The 16,384-nt window shown below is 67.0% G+C and carries 14 protein-coding genes and 1 riboswitch; of the genes, 9 read left to right on the top strand and 5 right to left on the bottom strand.

What is annotated here, in order from left to right:
* Positions 1-69: 69 nt before the first annotated feature.
* Positions 70-3,525 carry a chromosome segregation SMC family protein gene (locus H7828_RS16160; protein ID WP_226782093.1) on the bottom strand — a complete coding sequence of 1,152 codons (3,456 nt, stop codon included), beginning with the start codon at positions 3,523-3,525 and terminating at the stop codon, positions 70-72.
* A 191-nt stretch (positions 3,526-3,716) separates the two neighbouring features.
* Positions 3,717-3,934: riboswitch (cobalamin riboswitch) on the top strand.
* A 36-nt stretch (positions 3,935-3,970) separates the two neighbouring features.
* Between H7828_RS16160 and H7828_RS16155 the strand changes: the two genes are divergently transcribed.
* A complete protein-coding gene (locus tag H7828_RS16155; RefSeq protein ID WP_226782092.1) occupies positions 3,971-4,144 on the top strand; it encodes a CbtB domain-containing protein in 174 nt (57 codons plus the stop codon).
* A gap of 15 nt (positions 4,145-4,159) precedes the next feature.
* Positions 4,160-4,861 carry a CbtA family protein gene (locus H7828_RS16150; RefSeq protein WP_226782091.1) on the top strand — a complete coding sequence of 234 codons (702 nt, stop codon included), beginning with the start codon at positions 4,160-4,162 and terminating at the stop codon, positions 4,859-4,861.
* Between the two features lie 4 nt (positions 4,862-4,865).
* On the opposite strand, the gene H7828_RS16145 is transcribed toward H7828_RS16150, so the two are convergent.
* Positions 4,866-5,186: a DUF1636 family protein gene (locus H7828_RS16145; protein WP_226782090.1), complete on the bottom strand. Its 321-nt coding sequence runs from the start codon at positions 5,184-5,186 to the stop codon at positions 4,866-4,868.
* A gap of 56 nt (positions 5,187-5,242) precedes the next feature.
* Between H7828_RS16145 and cobW the strand changes: the two genes are divergently transcribed.
* The 4 genes from cobW to H7828_RS16125 are packed head-to-tail and all read left to right on the top strand — an operon-like array spanning position 5,243 to position 11,022.
* Positions 5,243-6,307, top strand: a complete 1,065-nt coding sequence (cobW, locus tag H7828_RS16140; protein ID WP_226782089.1) for a cobalamin biosynthesis protein CobW — start codon at positions 5,243-5,245, stop codon at positions 6,305-6,307.
* Positions 6,304-6,759 (top strand): GNAT family N-acetyltransferase, encoded by a 456-nt coding sequence (locus tag H7828_RS16135; protein WP_226782088.1) that lies wholly within the window; start codon positions 6,304-6,306, stop codon positions 6,757-6,759. Before cobW ends, H7828_RS16135 begins: the two co-directional genes overlap by 4 nt.
* A gap of 10 nt (positions 6,760-6,769) precedes the next feature.
* The gene (gene cobN / locus H7828_RS16130) at positions 6,770-10,561 is read left to right on the top strand and encodes a cobaltochelatase subunit CobN (RefSeq protein WP_226782087.1); all 3,792 of its coding nucleotides are present in this window, start codon (positions 6,770-6,772) and stop codon (positions 10,559-10,561) included.
* Positions 10,558-11,022 (top strand): GNAT family N-acetyltransferase, encoded by a 465-nt coding sequence (locus tag H7828_RS16125; protein ID WP_226782086.1) that lies wholly within the window; start codon positions 10,558-10,560, stop codon positions 11,020-11,022. The genes cobN and H7828_RS16125 overlap by 4 nt, the downstream gene beginning before the upstream one ends.
* Here the strand turns inward: H7828_RS16125 and H7828_RS16120 are convergent.
* Positions 11,019-11,324 (bottom strand): YgdI/YgdR family lipoprotein, encoded by a 306-nt coding sequence (locus H7828_RS16120; RefSeq protein WP_226782085.1) that lies wholly within the window; start codon positions 11,322-11,324, stop codon positions 11,019-11,021. The two genes, H7828_RS16125 and H7828_RS16120, sit on opposite strands and share 4 nt — an antisense overlap.
* Positions 11,325-11,473: 149 nt before the next feature.
* Here H7828_RS16120 and H7828_RS16115 point away from each other — a divergent pair, with 149 nt between their 5' ends.
* Together H7828_RS16115 and cobO are read left to right on the top strand one after the other, a co-directional pair.
* Entirely contained in the window at positions 11,474-12,010 is a 537-nt protein-coding gene (locus H7828_RS16115; protein ID WP_226782084.1) for a hypothetical protein, read from the top strand.
* A gap of 66 nt (positions 12,011-12,076) precedes the next feature.
* The gene (cobO, locus tag H7828_RS16110; RefSeq protein ID WP_226782083.1) at positions 12,077-12,709 is read left to right on the top strand and encodes a cob(I)yrinic acid a,c-diamide adenosyltransferase; all 633 of its coding nucleotides are present in this window, start codon (positions 12,077-12,079) and stop codon (positions 12,707-12,709) included.
* A 9-nt stretch (positions 12,710-12,718) separates the two neighbouring features.
* On the opposite strand, the gene H7828_RS16105 is transcribed toward cobO, so the two are convergent.
* Both H7828_RS16105 and nudC read right to left on the bottom strand, forming a co-directional pair.
* On the bottom strand, positions 12,719-13,189 hold the full coding sequence (locus H7828_RS16105; RefSeq protein ID WP_226782082.1) for an SRPBCC family protein: 471 nt from the start codon (positions 13,187-13,189) through the stop codon (positions 12,719-12,721).
* Between the two features lie 40 nt (positions 13,190-13,229).
* Complete coding sequence (gene nudC, locus H7828_RS16100) at positions 13,230-14,192, bottom strand: NAD(+) diphosphatase (protein ID WP_226782081.1); 963 nt, start codon at positions 14,190-14,192, stop codon at positions 13,230-13,232.
* Positions 14,193-14,420: 228 nt separating this feature from the next.
* Here nudC and H7828_RS16095 point away from each other — a divergent pair, with 228 nt between their 5' ends.
* The gene (locus tag H7828_RS16095) at positions 14,421-16,376 is read left to right on the top strand and encodes a bifunctional 2',3'-cyclic-nucleotide 2'-phosphodiesterase/3'-nucleotidase (protein ID WP_425354954.1); all 1,956 of its coding nucleotides are present in this window, start codon (positions 14,421-14,423) and stop codon (positions 16,374-16,376) included.
* The last annotated feature ends 8 nt before the right edge of the window (positions 16,377-16,384 follow it).

The following is a 16,384-nucleotide window of genomic DNA, read 5'->3' as shown; positions in this document are numbered from 1 at the left end:
CGACGAACAGGAAGGGCCGGTGCGATCGCACCGGCCCTTTTTTCGTGCCGCGCCCCAGTTGCGGGTGGGTCAGGCCACCATCGCTTCGGCCTTCTTCAGGTCGACCGAGACAAGCTGGCTCACCCCCTGTTCGCCCATGGTCACCCCGAACAGGCGATCCATGCGCGCCATGGTCACGCCGTGGTGGGTGATGATCAGGAACCGCGTGTCGGTCTGGCGTGTCATCTCGTCCAGCAGATCGCAGAACCGGGTCACGTTGGCATCGTCCAGGGGCGCGTCCACCTCGTCCAGCACGCAGATCGGCGCGGGGTTGGCCAGGAACACCGCGAAGATCAGCGCCATTGCCGTCAGGGTCTGCTCGCCCCCCGACAGAAGCGACAGCGTCGACAGCTTCTTGCCCGGCGGCTGGCACATGATCTCAAGCCCGGCATCCAGCGGATCGTCGGATTCCACCAGTTCCAGCCGCGCATCGCCGCCCCCGAACAGGTGGGTGAACAGCTGGGCGAAGTTGCTGTTCACCTCTTCGAAGGCGGTCAGCAAGCGCTCGCGCCCCTCGCGGTTCAGCCCGGCGATGCCGGTGCGCAGAGCCTTGATCGCCTCTTCCAGGTCGGCCTTCTCGCGCACCAGAAGGTCGTGTTCCTCCTGCACCTCGCGGGCGTCCTCCTCGGCGCGCAGGTTCACTGCCCCCAGGGAATCGCGCTGGCGTTTCAGGCGGTTGACCTCGGCCTCGATCTTTTCGGCGGGGGGCATCGCATCGGGATCGGCGCCCAGGGTATCCAGAAGAACCTCGGGCGTCACCTCCAGCGCCTCGTCGATCCGGGCGGCGGCCTGGGCGACGGTGGCGGCGGCGGCCTCGGCCCGCGCTTCCGAGGCGGCGCGGGCTTCGCGCGCCTCGCCGGCCTGGCGTTCGGCGTCGCGGGCGGCGATCACCGCGGCGCGTTGCGCGGTCTCCCCCGCCGCCAGCGCCTCGCCCGCCGCGGCCTTGCGGGCGGTGGCGGTTTCGAACCCGCGGTCAAGCTCGCCACGCTTGGCGGCAATCTCGTCGGGCGCGCTGCTGGCGGCCTTCAATTCTTCGCGCGAGGTTTCCAGCCGCGATTCAAGCTCGGCCATCCGCTTGCCCGCTGTGTCCAGACGACCGCGCCAGCCGGTCAGTTCCTTGTCCACCGCCTGGGCGCGACGGCTGCGCGCCTCGCCCGCGCGCCGCGCCTCGTCATGAGCCGAACGACGCTGCATCATGGTCATCCGCGAGGCTTCGACCGTCAGCTTGATGTCATCCACCTGGGCGCGCAGTGCCGACAGGTCGGGCAGTTCGGCCAGGGCGGCCTCGGCCTCTTTCAGGCGCTTGCGGGCGCCCATCGCCTCTTCCTCGTGGCGCGACACGGCCAGCCGGGCGCTTTCCAGCTTGCCATCGGCGATGTTGCGATCGGCCTCGAGACGCGACAGCGCGCGGGTGGTTTCCGCCACCTGCCGGTCGGCATCGCGCCGGGCCTCGCGGGCGTCGCGGTCGGCGCGGGTCAGGTCCTCAAGCCGCTGTTTCAGCATGTCATGGGCACTGGACGCGCCCTCGGCCCGGGCGCCGACGCGCTCCATCTCTTGTTTCAGGGCTTCCAGGCGGTTCATCTGCTGCAACCGCAGCGCCGCCGCCGATGGCGCATCCTCGGCCCCGGCGCGAAACCCGTCCCAGCGCCACAGATCGCCCTCGACGCTGACCAGCCGCTGACCGGGCAGCAGCGTGCCCTGCATCTGCGCCCCTTCTTCGCGGGCAACAACGCCGATCTGGCCAATCCGCCGGATCAGGACATCGGGCACCTGCACATGATCGGCCAGCGACGCGATGCCTTCGGGCAGCGGCTGCGCCACGCCGTAACCGGGCAGCGGCGCCCAACCCGACACGCCCGCAACGCCGATGGCGGGGGCACGCAGATCGTCGGCAAGGGCGGCACCCAGTGCCTTTTCGTACCCCGGCGCCACCGAAAGCAGGTCCATCACCTGGCCGTCCTCGGCGGTGTCGCGGGCCACTAGTTTGGCCAGGGCCGCGGCCTCGGCGCGCAGGGCGCCCAGCTCGCCCTCGGCGGCGCTGCGCTCGGCGCGGGCCTCGGCCTCGCGCGATTGGGCATCGCTGCGCGCCTCGTCCGCCGCGATCAGTTCGGCCTCGACCCGGGCCGAGAGTTCGGTGGCGGCCTGTTGCGCGGCGGCGGCGGTGTCATAATCGGCCCCGGCACGCTCCAGCGCGGCCTCGGCGGCGGCCACGGCGGCGCGGGCGCTTTCGGCCTCGCGCATGGCACGGTCGCGGGTGCGCACCGAATCCTCGACCAGACGCTGCGCCGACTGGTAGCGCGCCGATAGCCGCGCCACCTCTTCGCTCTGCTCGGAGAGCGCCGCCTCGCGCGTGGCAAGATGGTTCGTCGCCTCGCGCGCCGCTTCGGCGGCCCTTGCCAGCGCCTCGTCCTGGCCGCGCATCGCGGCGGCCAGCGATGCAGCCTCTTTTTCAAGGCGGGCGATGGTCTCACCGGCATCGCTGTTCAGGGTCTCTTCACGCTCGGCGTCATGCTCAAGCTGCGAGATGCGCTTTTGCAGCGTCTCGATCTGGCTGCGCGCGCGGGTCTCGCTTTCGCTCAGGGCCTCGCGCTCAACGGTCAGGCGTTGCAGCACGGCGCTGGCGATCGCCTCTTCCTCGCGCAGGGGCGGCAGGGCGGCGTCGGCCTCATCGCGGGCCTCTTCGGCGGCGCGGGCGACCCTTTCAGCCTCGCGCGCGGCGGCGATGCGGGTGCGCAACCCTTCCTCTTCGGTCTTTCGAACCTCATCGGCCTCGCGCCAGCGGCGGTACAGCAACAGACCCTCGGCCTGGCGCAGATCGCCGCCGATCTCGCGATAGCGCGCCGCCTGACGGGCCTGGCGGGCCAGTTGCGACAGCTGCGCGGCAAGCGCCTCGACCACGTCATCGACCCGCAAGAGGTTGGCCTCGGCCGCCTTCAGCTTCAGCTCGGCCTCGTGGCGGCGCTGGTAGAGCCCGGAAATGCCGGCGGCCTCTTCCAGGATGCGGCGGCGCGACTTCGGCTTGGCGTTGATGAGTTCGGAAATCTGCCCCTGGCGCACCAGCGCGGGCGAATGCGCCCCGGTCGAGGCATCGGCGAACAGCATCTGGATGTCGCGGGCGCGCACCTCCTTGCTGTTGGCCTTGTAGGCCGAACCGGCATCGCGGGTGATGCGGCGCGTCACCTCCAGCACGTCATCGTCGTTGAACCCGGTGGGCGCACGGCGTTCCGAGTTGTCGAGATGCAGCGCGACCTCGGCGAAATTGCGCGCCGGGCGCGTCGAGGTGCCGGCAAAGATCACGTCCTCCATCCCGCCGCCGCGCATGGCCGAGGCGCGGTTTTCCCCCATGACCCAGCGCAGCGCCTCAAGCAGGTTGGATTTGCCGCAGCCATTGGGCCCGACAACACCGGTCAGCCCGTCAGAGATGACAAGATCGGTCGGATCGACGAAGGATTTGAAACCGTTCAGTTTCAGACGGGTGAAGCGCAAGAAGTAACCTCTCGAATCGGCCCGCGCATCCTGAACCAACGCCCCCCAGAGTCAACGCGCCGCGCAGCATGTCGCAAGGGCGCCCGGGTTCTCCACCAGATATCGCGCCGTCGGCTGCGCCCTGGCGGCGGGGCGTGGCGGGCCCGGGCGATGCCATGTCGCAATCGGCCTTGACCCGGGCCACACGGGCGCGCCAAATGGGGCGGCATGGTGCCCTGATCCCGTGACCCACACGGAGGGCATAATCGGGAATGTGGAACGGGTGACCCAATTCGGGGCCCGCCACCACAGCCGCCCCCGCGACTGTCCGCGGCGAGCCTGCGCTGAGAATGCCACTGGAGCGATCCGGGAAGGCCAGCGCAAGTGACGACCCGCCAGCCAGGAGACCGGCCATGCGTCGATGAAACCCTCCCGTCGGGTGTGACGGGCCAAGGAGAACACGCATATGACCACACAGACCCAGACCCTGCCGCGCGTCCAGTCGACCAGCCCCGCCGCGATTGTCTTCGCGGTGATCGCCGGCGTCCTTCTGATCGGTGCCTCGGGGCTTGCCCAGGCCAGCATCATGCATGATGCCGCCCACGATCAGCGCCACGCCATGGCCTTTCCCTGCCACTGAGCCAGGGCTGAAATCATGTTCAGGACAGTACTGACCAGCGCGGTCTTCGCTGGGCTGGGAGCGGGGCTGTGCGCCGCGCTTTTCCAGTTCCAGTTCGTGATTCCCCTGCTTCTTGAGGGGGAATTGTATGAAACCGGGGCGCGGGTGCATTTCGCCGTCGAGGGCAGCACCCAGAGCCTGTCACAGACGCCGCCCCTTGGAACCGACTGGGCGCGCCATGGCATGACCGTGGCGTTCAACTTTGTCTCCTACACCGGGTTCGCCTTCCTGCTGCTGGCGGGGATGTCGCTGGCGGCGCTGCGCGGCCATCCGATCACCCCGCGTTCGGGGCTGGTCTGGGGGCTGTGCGGTTTCCTGGCGGTGCAGTTGGCGCCGGCCTTCGGACTGCCGCCCGAACTGCCCGGCACCATCGCGGCCGAAGTCGTGCCGCGTCAGATATGGTGGGCCGGAACGATCCTGGCCAGCGGCGCGGGAATCGCGCTGATCGCCTTCGGCAACTCGTTGCTGCCGTTGGCGGGGGCCGTGCTGATCGCCGTGCCGCACCTGGTGGGCGCGCCGGTGCTGGACACCTATTTCGGCATCGCCCCGCCCGAACTGTCGGCCCTTTTCGCCACCCGCAGCCTTGGCGCGGCGGCTGTCGGTTGGACGATCCTGGGCTATCTGGCCGGGTTCTTCCACAGCCGCCTTGCCGAAGAGGGCGACGCGGCCACCGCATGAGCGATCACGCAGGCACCCGGCCCTTGAGGCACAGGCGCAGCCGCCCCGCGCGGCGTGCATCCTCGATCCATCCATCGGGGGCCTGCGCGTACAGTTCGGCAAACCCGTGGATGTCGGCGCAATCGCCGGCATTCACCCCGGAAAACAGGTATGTCGCCTTGCCCGGCGACCGAAACGCCAGGCTGACCGGTTCGCCGCACATCGTCATGCAATCGACCTGCCGCAGGGCGTACCCCCCCGGCACCCCAAGCGCGTCGATCAGGGCCGCACCCAGCGCCCGCCCTCCGGCCTGACAGGACCGACATATCAAAATCTCATGGCTCATCGCCCGCGCCTATGCCAGGCCCGCCCGTCGATCAAGCCCCGCAAACAGGATAGACCATGCCCGCAAAGATCCCCGCCACCGTCGTCACCGGTTTTCTCGGTTCCGGCAAGACGACGCTGATCCGCCACATGCTGCAGAACGCCGAAGGCCGTCGCATCGCCCTCATCATCAACGAATTCGGAGACCTCGGCGTGGATGGCGACATCCTGAAGGGCTGCGGCGATGAAACCTGCACCGACGACGACGTGATGGAACTGTCCAACGGCTGCATCTGCTGCACCGTGGCCGAGGATTTCATCCCCACCATGGAAAAGCTGCTGGACCGGCCCAATCCGCCCGACCACATCGTGATCGAAACCAGCGGCCTTGCCCTGCCCCAGCCCCTGGTGCGCGCCTTCAACTGGCCCGGCATTTCCACCCGCGTCACGGTTGACGGCGTGGTGACGGTGGTCGATGGCAAGGCGGTCAGCCTGGGCCAGTTTGCCCACAACGTCGCCGCCGTGGACGCCCAGCGCGCCATGGATGAAAACCTTGATCACGAAACGCCGCTGTCCGAACTCTTCGAGGATCAGATCGCCTGCGCCGACATGATCGTGGTGAACAAGGCCGATCTTCTGGGCGCCGACGCGGCCGCTGCCCTGGCCGCCCGCCTGAAATCCGATAGCCGCGACGGCGTGCAGGTGGTGACCGCCACCATGGGCGCCCTGCCCGTCGGGGTACTGCTGGGCCAGAACGCCGCCGCGGAATCCTCGCTCGATCAACGCCACGAGGTGCACCACCACCATCACCACGACGACGAGGATGGCGAAGATCACGACCACGAGCATGAACACGGCCACGACGAATTCGAATCCTTCGTCCTCAACCTGCCCGAACTGACCGATCCGGCGGCCTTCTCGGCCCGTGTCGTCGACACGATCAAGGCCCATGACATCCTGCGGCTCAAGGGTTTTGCCGCCGTTCAGGGCAAACCCATGCGCCTGACGCTTCAGGCGGTCGGCCCCCGCATCGACACCTATTTCGACCGCCCCATCGCGGCGAACGAAACCCGCGAAACCCGCCTTGTGGTGATCGGTCAGGCCGGGCTGGACCGCGCGGCCATCGAAAAGGCGCTGGCGTGACCCTCATCGTCGAACCGGGCGACCCCACGGCGCCCGGCGCCGCCGCCCTTCTCCGCGCCAGCCACGCGCTGATGGAGGCGTCGTTCCCCCCCGAGGAGAACCACTATCTCTCGCTCGACGCGCTGAAGGCGCCCCATATCGCCTTTTTCATCGCCCGCGAGGGCAGCGAAACCCTGGGCACCGGGGCGCTGGCGCAGATGGAGGGCTACGGCGAGGTGAAATCCATGTTCACCGCCGAAGCCGCCCGTGGGCGCGGCGTGGCCGATGCCCTGCTGCGCCAGATCGAGGACCACGCCCGCGCGCTGGGTCTGCCCCTGCTGCGGCTGGAAACCGGCAACTCCCTGCTGGCCGCACACCGTCTCTACGCGCGCCACGGCTTCGCGCCCCGTGGCCCCTTCGGCGATTACACCGCCAACAAGACCAGCGTTTTCATGGAAAAACCGCTGAACTGAAAGGCCCGCCATGCATCTTCTTGCCGCCACCCCCGGCACCGTCGACGACGGCACCGAACCCGTCGATCTGGGCCAGACCCCCGCCGACATCGTGGTGATATCCGCCGCCGATACCGAACTGGCCGCCCTCTCCGAGGCGCGCGCCGAACTGCCCGATCCGCCCGGCCTGCGCCTGGCCAACCTCACCCACCTGGTGCACCCGATGTCGGTGGACCTGCATCTTGATGACTGCGCGACGAAATCGCGGCTGGTGATCGCCCGGCTTCTGGGGGGCGCGGGATACTGGAAATACGGCTTTGCCCAATATGCCGCCCGGCTGCACGCCGCCGGCGTGCCCTTCGCCGCCCTGCCCGGCGACGACAAGCCCGACGCCGAGATCCGCGCCCTTTCCACGGTCAGCGATGAGGATTACGACGCGCTCTGGTCCTATTTCGTCGAAGGCGGCCCGGCCAATGCCGCCAACTTGCTGCGCTATGGTCGCGCCATGCTCGACGCGCCCGCCACCCGCAAGGACATTCCCGCCGCGGCGCCCCTGCTGCGGGCCGGGGCCTATTGGCCCGGCAGCGGGCCGACATCGCTGGACGACATCCGAAACCACTGGCGCGACGGCGCACCCACCGTGCCCATCGTCTTCTACCGCGCCTTGGTGCAGGGAGCCGGGCTGCACCCCATCAACCGCCTTACCCGCGCGTTGCTGCGCGCCGGGATGAACCCGCTGCCCATCTTCGTTGCATCGCTGAAGGATCCCGTCTCGGCGGCCACGCTCGACCATCTGTTCACCGAAACCGCGCCCCAGGTGATCCTGAACACCACCGCCTTCGCCACCGGCTCGCCCCACCAGGGCGACGGGCAGACGGCCAATCCGCTGGCCATGACCTCGGCCAATGGGGCGCCGGTCTTCCAGGTCGTCCTGGCCTCGGGCACCGAAGACGCCTGGGCCAAAGGCACCACCGGCCTTTCGGGGCGCGACATCGCCATGAACGTCGCCCTCCCCGAGGTCGACGGCCGCATCCTGTCGCGCGCCATCTCGTTCAAGGGCGAGGCCTATTTCGACGAATCCACCCAATGCCCCATCGCCACCTACCGCGCCAACGGTGAACGGATCGATTTCGTCGCACACCTGGCCAGGAACTGGGCCAACCTGCGCACCACCGCAATTGCTGACCGCAAGGTCGCACTGATCCTCGCCAACTATCCCAACAAGGACGGACGCCTCGCCAATGGCGTCGGCCTCGACACGCCGGCGGCGACGGTCCATGTCCTCTCGCTGCTGGCCGCCCGGGGCTATGGCGTCGAAAACACCCCGCCCGACAGCGACGCGCTGATGCAGCACCTGCTCGCCGGGCCCACCAACTGGCTCACCGACCGCGCCGAGAGGGAGGGCGGCGAAACCCTGCCCCTGGCCACCTACCGCGACCATTACGCAAAGCTCCCCCTCGCCCTGCGCGACCAGGTCGAATCCCGCTGGGGCCCGCCCGAGGACGACCCCTTTCTCGCCCCCATCTTTGGTCCTGAAATATCCCCCCCGGAGGGTCGGCCAGCCACGGGCGCAGGTTTCAAGCTCAGCATCCACCGCTTCGGCAATGCCGTCGTCGCCCTGCAACCGGCCCGCGGCTACAACATCGACCCGACGGAAACCTACCATTCCCCCGATCTCGTCCCGCCCCACAACTATCTCGCCTTCTACATCTGGCTGCGCGAGCACTGGGGCGCCCATGCGCTGGTTCACATGGGCAAGCATGGCAACCTCGAATGGCTGCCGGGCAAATCCCTTGCGCTGTCCGATGAATGTTTCCCCGAGGCAGCACTTGGCCCCGTGCCCCATATCTATCCCTTCATCGTCAACGACCCCGGCGAAGGCACCCAGGCCAAGCGCCGCGCCCAGGCGGTGATCGTCGATCACCTGACCCCGCCCCTGACCCGCGCCGAAACCTATGGGCCTCTGCGCGATCTCGAAGCGCTGGTCGATGAATATTACGAAGCCGCGGGCGTCGATCCCCGCCGCATCACCCACCTGCGCCGCGAAATCCTGTCGCTGACGGCAACCTCGGGGCTCGATCAGGACGCGCAGTTCACCGGCGACGCCGACAGCGACCTGGCAAAGCTCGACGCCTATCTTTGCGAGTTGAAAGAGGCGCAGATCCGTGACGGGCTGCACGTCTTTGGCCAGTCGCCCGAAGGCCCCCTGCTGCGCGACCTTGCCATCGCCCTGGCCCGCATCCCGCGCGCAGATGGCAAGGGAAAGAACGCCTCGCTGCTGCGCGCCATGGCCGATGACCTTGCCCTCGGTTTCGATCCGCTGGATTGCGACATGGCCGCCCCCTGGACCGGCCCCCGCCCCGAGGTGCTGGCCCTCTCCACCGATCCCTGGCGCAATACCGGTGACACTGTCGAACGTCTGGAGCTTCTGGCGCAAAACCTCTGGGACGGTGAGCTGGGGTTGCCGGAATCGCGCCATCGGTCCGAGCGATCCCGGCACCGCGACAGCCGCGCACCTTCCCCCGGCCCCGCCACAGACGCCGTACTGGCGGAACTGGAAACGATCACCCATACCGTCACCCGCTGCGGCCCCGCCGAAGGCGCGGCCCTAATGCGCGCACTGGAAGGCCGCGCCATTCCCCCCGGCCCCTCGGGCGCCCCCACCCGCGGCCGGCTCGATACCCTGCCCACAGGGCGCAACTTCTTCAGCGTCGACAGCCGCGCCGTGCCCACCCCCACCGCCTGGGCGCTGGGATGGAAATCGGCCAACCTGCTGATCGAAAAGCACCTTCAGGATCACGGCGACTGGCCGCGCAGCCTGCTGCTCACCGCCTGGGGGACGGCCAACATGCGCACGGGGGGTGATGACATCGCCCAGGCCCTTGCGCTCATGGGGGTAAAACCCACCTGGGATGCCGCCAACCGGCGCGTCACCGGATTCGAGGTTCTGCCCGCCGAAACCCTCGCCCGCCCCCGGGTCGATGTCACCCTGCGCATCTCGGGATTCTTCCGCGACGCCTTCCCGCAACTGATCGACCTGGTCGACAGCGCCGCCCGCGCCGTCATGGCCCTCGACGAACCCGAAGGGATCAACCCCGCCGCCCACCGCGCGCGATCCGAAAACAGCACCTCCCGCGTCTTCGGCTCCAAACCCGGTGCCTATGGTGCAGGCCTGCAGGCCATGATCGACGAAAAGCTCTGGGGCAACACCGCCGACCTTGCCGACGCCTACCTGGCCTGGGGCAGCTACGCCTATGGCCAGGGCGATGAGGGACGCCAGGACCGAAGAGCCTTCGAAGCCCGCCTGACCCAGGCCGAGGCGATCGTCCAGAACCAGGACAACCGCGAACACGACCTGCTGGATTCCGACGACTACTACCAGTTCGAAGGCGGTGCCGCGGCGGCGGTGCAAACCCTGCAGGGACGCCAGCGCCCGATCTATCACAACGACCATTCCCGCCCCGAACGGCCGGTGATCCGCACGCTGGAGGATGAAATCGGGCGGGTCATGCGCTCGCGCGTGGTGAATCCCAAGTGGATCGACGGGGTGAAACGCCACGGCTACAAAGGTGCGTTCGAAATCGCCGCGACGGTGGATTACATGTTCGCCTTCGCCGCCACCACCGGCGCGGTGAAATCACACCATTTCGACCTGGTCCATGCCGCCTTTCTGGAAGACGACGAGACCCGCACCTTCCTGGCCGAGCACAACGCCCCCGCCCTGCGCGAGATTGCCGAACGCCTGAACGAGGCGATGGAACGCGGCCTCTGGACGCCGAAATCAAACTCGGCCCCCGCCCTGATCGACAGGCTGCGCCAATGACACCGCGCCGGATGGCCCCCGACGATCCGGCCCTCGACGCCACCCTGGCATTGGTCCAGGCCGCATTCGCCCCGATGCAGGGCCGGATCGATCCGCCCTCGTCGATCCAGGATCTTACCCGTGCGCGGTTGTCGGCCCATGCAGCTGAAGGCGCGCTCTGGGTGATCGGAACGCCACCCCTCGGCGCGCTCATCGCATCGCCGCAACAGGACGCCCTCTATCTGGGCAAGATCGCCGTCGCCCCCGCGGCCCGCCGCAGCGGTCTGGCCCGGCAGTTGATCGAGGCGATGGTCCGCCACGCCCGCGACAACGGTTTTTCGCGCCTGCGCCTGCAAACGCGGGTCGAGCTTGTGGAAAATCACGCCACCTTCGCCGCGCTGGGTTTCGTCGAAACCGCGCGCACCACGCACCCGGGCTTTGCGCGCCCGACCTCCATCACCATGGAACGCCCGGTATCCTAGCCACAGTCAAGACGAGCGCGCACGATGGCCTGATCGCCGCTCAGCCCGTTCTTCGCGATCCCGCAGCCCGAGGCCCGGCGAATCGCCTCTTCGCCCCGCGCCAGGATGTCGGGTTTCGCGGGCCACCTTTCGCGGCTGACGCGCATCGCTTCGGCACGGTCGCCGCGCACCCTGACACTGAAGGTTGACGGGCCAACGGTGACGCTTTGCGCCGGCACGCCCTGAAAGGCGATACTGGGGCTGTCGCAACCGGCAAGGGCCAGGGCGCAGACTGACAGGGCAAGGGCGGCAAGCTGTTTCATGCCCCCTTTCCACCACGCCGAGGTTAAGAAACCGTTAAGGACATTTCGGCCACAACGGCCTGAAATAAAAAGACTTGCCCGCGTTCACCACTTGTTAACCGACGCCGGTTCATATGCTAGGCGGGCCTGAACAACGGAGACCCCACATCATGCGTCGCGCCCTTATTGCCCTTGCCCTTCTGTCCCTCGCCGCCTGCGAAGCGGCGGATGTCACCACCCCGCCGATCATGGTCACACCCAAGAACCCGGCCGGCGCTGTCGGGATCGATGTCTATGCCCGCGACCGGGCCCGCGGCAATCCGGTGCCCCGCTTCCGTGGTCAGGAAACCGTCAATGTCCGCACCCGCGGCCAGGGCGAAACCGGCGGGGGCAACGTGGAAATCAGCGGTGTGCCCTGCATGCTGGATGCCGGTCTCTACACCGCCAGCTTCACGACACCGGCGAATGTCGTCGTTCCCGATTACGGCCCGAATTCGCCCGCCATCTTCGTGCGCTGCACCCACCCCGACGGGCGGGCCGGATCGGCGACAGTCAGCGCCTTCAACTTCTCTTCGTCCCAGCGCCAGAACGCCGCCATCGGCACTGGCGTGCTGGGGGCCATCGTGATCGGCGCCGTCAACGCCGCCAACACCAACCCCGAAACCGACGAATTCAAGTACCCCGCCATTTCGGTGCGCCTGAAGTAACCCGCGCCCCTTGCACCCACCGGTCAGCCGCGCCACTCTGGGCGCGACTGCACCGGAGGGCACCCCATGAGCGACACCCCGCAAGATCAGCAACAGGCCGACCTCGAGCGGCACAGCGCCAAGATGGCCAAGAAAAAGGCCGCCCGCGACAAGATCATGGCGACCAAGACCGATCAGAAGGGCCTGATCGTCGTTCACACCGGCAAGGGCAAGGGCAAGTCCAGCGCCGCTTTCGGCATGATCTTCCGCTGCATCGCCCACGAAATGCAATGCGCCGTGGTCCAGTTCATCAAGGGCGGGATGAGCACCGGCGAACGCGACCTGATCCTGCGGCATTTCACCGACACCTGCGCCTTCCACACCATGGGCGAGGGATTCACCTGGGAAACCCAGGACAAATCCCGCGACATGGAGATGGCCGCCGCCGCCTGGGAAAAGGCCAAGGAGCTGATCCGCGATCCCGCCAACACCATGGTTCTGCTGGACGAAATCAACATCGCCCTGCGCTATGATTACCTGGACATCAACGAGGTCGTCGCCTTCCTGCGCGACGAAAAACCCCACATGACCCATGTCGTGCTGACCGGGCGCAACGCCAAGGACGAACTGATCGAACTGGCCGACCTGGTGACCGAGATGGAACTGGTCAAGCACCCCTTCCGCTCGGGGATCAAGGCGCAGATCGGCGTGGAATACTGACGCGCCGCGCTAAAGCGTGGCGCGGTACTTGTCCTCGGTATCGCAGGCAAAGATCGCCACGCGTTTTTCCATGCGCCGCAGGATCGACGCGCGCGCCAGGCGCAATGATTGCGCCAGAAGCCGCGTCTTGAAGGTGCGCGGCACAAGCGCCAGCGTCACGGTCAACCGCGTCACCCCACGCGACAGGGCCAGAAGATCGACCGTCAGATCCAGGTCCACCCCCGAGGTGCCACCGCTGATCACATAGCCCGACGGCGGATCGAAGGACACCATATCGCCCTTCACCGACCAGATCTGGTTGCGGTAATCGATCTTCATCAGCCAGCTTGCCCCGGGCCCGACGGGGCCATTGCCGCTGGTGCGTGTCACCTCCAGCCCGCGACGCAGCGCCTGCCTTTCGAAGGCGGTGAAATCGCTGACCGCCCGAAAGACGAAATCCTGCGGCGCCTCGATATCCTTGCGGTTGGAAAATTCGATCATTGCTTTCGTGGCCTTTTCGTTGCGAAGCGTCTTTCCGGCCCTAATCCAGGCTGTCCGCCACCCAATGCGAGAGCAGGAATCCGGCGATCGCCCCCTTGCGCGGCGGGCGGATGCGCGGATGATCGCCGGCGAAGACCTGCATCATCTCTTCACGCGTCAGCCAGAGCGCCTCTTCAATCTCGTTCGGGTCGATGGTGAACTGATCGTCCAGCGCCACGCCACGGCATCCGAACATCAGCGACGCGGGAAAGGGCCAGGGCTGCGAGGCCAGGTATTCCACCGCCCCCACTGTCACGCCGACCTCCTCGAAAACTTCGCGGCGCACCGCCGCTTCGATGGTTTCGCCCGGCTCCACGAACCCAGCCAAAAGCGAGAACATCCCTTCGGGCCAGGCCGGAGACCGCCCCAGCAAAACAGAGTTGCCCCGCGTGATCAGCATGATGACCACCGGGTCGGTGCGCGGAAAGTGATGCCCGCCACAGGCCGCGCAATCACGCTGCCAGCCCGCCATCGTTATCCGCGATTCCGCACCGCAGCGCGCACAGAACCGGTGTGTCACATGCCATCCCAGAACCGCCTTTGCGGTCGCCACCAGTTCGGCGTCGCGCGCTGTCAGTTCGGTCATCACCCCGCGCAATTCGCCAAAGGCCATGTCGTCGGGCAACCCCGGATGCTGCTGTTGGGAAGGATCGAAGAAATCGTGAAGTGTGTCGGGCAGGGCCTCGGGCTCCCACAGGGAAAGATCGACGGCAAAGCGCGGGCCGTCGTCCAGCCCCAGAAAGACCGGCGGCCCCGCGTCGGCCAGGGCCGGATGCGCGGTGCCCAGCCAGCCGGGAAGCTGGCGGCCGTTTTCCATCGTGAACAACGGCTTGCCCCGCCAGATCGGCAGAACCCGCGCCGCCGGATCGGCCCAGAGCCGCGCCTGGGTTGCCGGATCCGCGCGCAATTCCGCGGCCCGGTTCAACCCGCCGCCGCCAAAAGTGACCGTCTCTGCCAGCTTCATTCCGCTCTCCGCACAAATCCCCCATTCCGTGCCACGTCAGCACCGCGCGGTAAATGCATCACTGTCAGAAACATCCGCGAAACAACCGAAGCAAGAGTTAAAATCCATTCACTCACCGTGATGGATATGTCAAAAGTTTCCTAACTCCGGAATTCCTGTCATGATGTCTTTCAATATGTCCGTTCAACGCTCCAGGAGTTCGAGATGTCTTTCAATGCAGTGTCCAGAATGAGTCGCCGTTCCTTTCTTCACATCACGGCCGCCGGGGGCGCCATGGTGCTGGTGCATCCGTTTTCGGCCCATGCCGCGGCCGGCCAGGCGCATCTGCGGCTGATGGAAACCACCGACCTTCATGTGCATGTTTTCCCTTACGATTATTACTCGGACAAGCCGGTGGATACCGTGGGCCTGGCCCGCACCGCGGCGCATATCGCCGATATCCGCGCCGAGGCCACCAACACCCTGCTGCTGGACAACGGCGATTTCCTGCAGGGCAACCCCATGGGCGATTACATTGCCTATGAACGCGGCATGAAAGAGGGCGACCTGCACCCGATCATCGCGGCGATGAACGCGGTCGGTTTCGATGCCAGCACCCTGGGCAATCACGAATTCAACTATGGCCTCGATTTCCTGATGAAATCGGTGGCGGGCGCGAAGTTTCCCGTGGTTTCCGCCAATGTGGTGAAAGAGGCGGGCAGCGATCCGACCAAGGACAAGACGCTTCTGCCACCCTTCGTCATTCTCGACCGCGAGCTGACGGATGGCGCGGGTGAAAAGCACCCGATCAAGATCGGCCTTATCGGGTTCGTGCCGCCGCAGATCATGAACTGGGATCGCAAGCATCTTGAGGGCAAGGTCAGCACGCGCGACATCGTCGCCACCGCCCGCGCCTGGGTGCCGGTGATGAAGGAACAGGGGGCCGACATCATCGTCGCCCTGTCGCATTCCGGCATCGGCACGCCGGACGACAAGGAGGGGCTGGAGAACGCCTCGACCGCGCTTGCCCTTGTCGACGGGATCGACGCGATCCTGACGGGCCATTCGCACCTTGTCTTTCCCGGCCCGAACTATGCCGATTTCCCCGGTGTCGACGCCGAAAAGGGAACGCTGCACGGCAAGCCCGCCACCATGGGCGGTTTCTGGGGCAGCCACCTCGGCGTTGTCGACCTGATGCTGGAACGTGACGGCGCGGGCTGGCGCATCGCCAGCCACATGAGCGAGACGCGCCCGATCTCCAAGCGCAACGAAGACCGTTCCGTCAGCGCCCTGGTGGAAAGCAACGATACCGTGCTGGCCGCCGCCCAGGCCGACCACGACGCCACCCTGGCCTATGTGCGGCGCGGCGTTGGCAAGACCGCGGCACCGCTGCACAGCTATTTCGCCCTGGTGGCCGACGATCCGTCGGTCCAGATCGTCAGCCAGGCCCAGACCTGGTACATCAAACAGATGATGGCGGGCACCGAATACGAAGGCCTGCCGATCCTTTCGGCGGCGGCCCCCTTCAAGGCGGGCGGGCGCGGCGGCCCCGAGTATTACACCGATGTTCCCGTGGGGGACGTGGCGATCAAGAACGTTGCCGATCTCTACCTTTATCCCAACACGATCCGGGCAGTGAAGATCGACGGCGCGCAGCTTCGCGGCTGGCTGGAGCGCAGCGCGGGCATGTTCAACCAGATCGAACCGGGCAGCACCGATACGCCGCTGCTGAACCCCGACTTCCCCAGCTACAATTTTGACGTGATGGATGGTGTGACCTATGCCATCGACCTGTCACAGCCCTCGCGTTTCGATTCCAAGGGCGCGCCGCTGAACCCCGAATCGGCGCGGATCACCGACCTGAAATACCAGGGCGAACCGGTGCGCGACGACATGGAGTTCATTGTTGCCACCAACAACTATCGCGCCTCGGGCGGCGGGGATTTTCCGGGCGCCAAGGGCGACACCATCGTGTTCGAGGGCCCCGACACCAACCGCGACGTGATCGTGCGCTATATCGTCGAACAGGGCACCATCAACCCCAAGGCCGACGGCAACTGGGTGTTCGCGGCGCTGCCCGGCACCACGGTGACCTTCGATACCGGTCCCGGTGGCGCGGCCTATGCCGACAAGGTGCCCGGCGTCACGCTGGAGCCTGCGGGCCAGGGCGACGACGGCTTCGCCCGCTTCCGCCTGACACTCTGACCGCTACG

Origin of the sequence: Oceaniglobus trochenteri, assembly GCF_020529025.1 — a bacterium.
GTDB lineage: Bacteria > Pseudomonadota > Alphaproteobacteria > Rhodobacterales > Rhodobacteraceae > Oceaniglobus > Oceaniglobus trochenteri.
The sequence above is the reverse complement of the archived record's forward strand: the minus strand, read 5'-3'. Positions and strand labels throughout refer to the sequence as shown.

Coding starts and splice junctions, on each gene's coding strand:
- H7828_RS16155 (WP_226782092.1), top strand. CDS start 3,971: ATGACCACACAGACCCAGACCCTGCCGCGCGTCCAGTCGACCAGCCCC.
- H7828_RS16150 (WP_226782091.1), top strand. CDS start 4,160: ATGTTCAGGACAGTACTGACCAGCGCGGTCTTCGCTGGGCTGGGAGCG.
- H7828_RS16145 (WP_226782090.1), bottom strand. CDS start 5,186: ATGAGCCATGAGATTTTGATATGTCGGTCCTGTCAGGCCGGAGGGCGG.
- cobW (WP_226782089.1), top strand. CDS start 5,243: ATGCCCGCAAAGATCCCCGCCACCGTCGTCACCGGTTTTCTCGGTTCC.
- cobN (WP_226782087.1), top strand. CDS start 6,770: ATGCATCTTCTTGCCGCCACCCCCGGCACCGTCGACGACGGCACCGAA.
- H7828_RS16125 (WP_226782086.1), top strand. CDS start 10,558: ATGACACCGCGCCGGATGGCCCCCGACGATCCGGCCCTCGACGCCACC.
- H7828_RS16120 (WP_226782085.1), bottom strand. CDS start 11,324: ATGAAACAGCTTGCCGCCCTTGCCCTGTCAGTCTGCGCCCTGGCCCTT.
- H7828_RS16115 (WP_226782084.1), top strand. CDS start 11,474: ATGCGTCGCGCCCTTATTGCCCTTGCCCTTCTGTCCCTCGCCGCCTGC.
- cobO (WP_226782083.1), top strand. CDS start 12,077: ATGAGCGACACCCCGCAAGATCAGCAACAGGCCGACCTCGAGCGGCAC.
- H7828_RS16105 (WP_226782082.1), bottom strand. CDS start 13,189: ATGATCGAATTTTCCAACCGCAAGGATATCGAGGCGCCGCAGGATTTC.
- nudC (WP_226782081.1), bottom strand. CDS start 14,192: ATGAAGCTGGCAGAGACGGTCACTTTTGGCGGCGGCGGGTTGAACCGG.
- H7828_RS16095 (WP_425354954.1), top strand. CDS start 14,421: ATGAGTCGCCGTTCCTTTCTTCACATCACGGCCGCCGGGGGCGCCATG.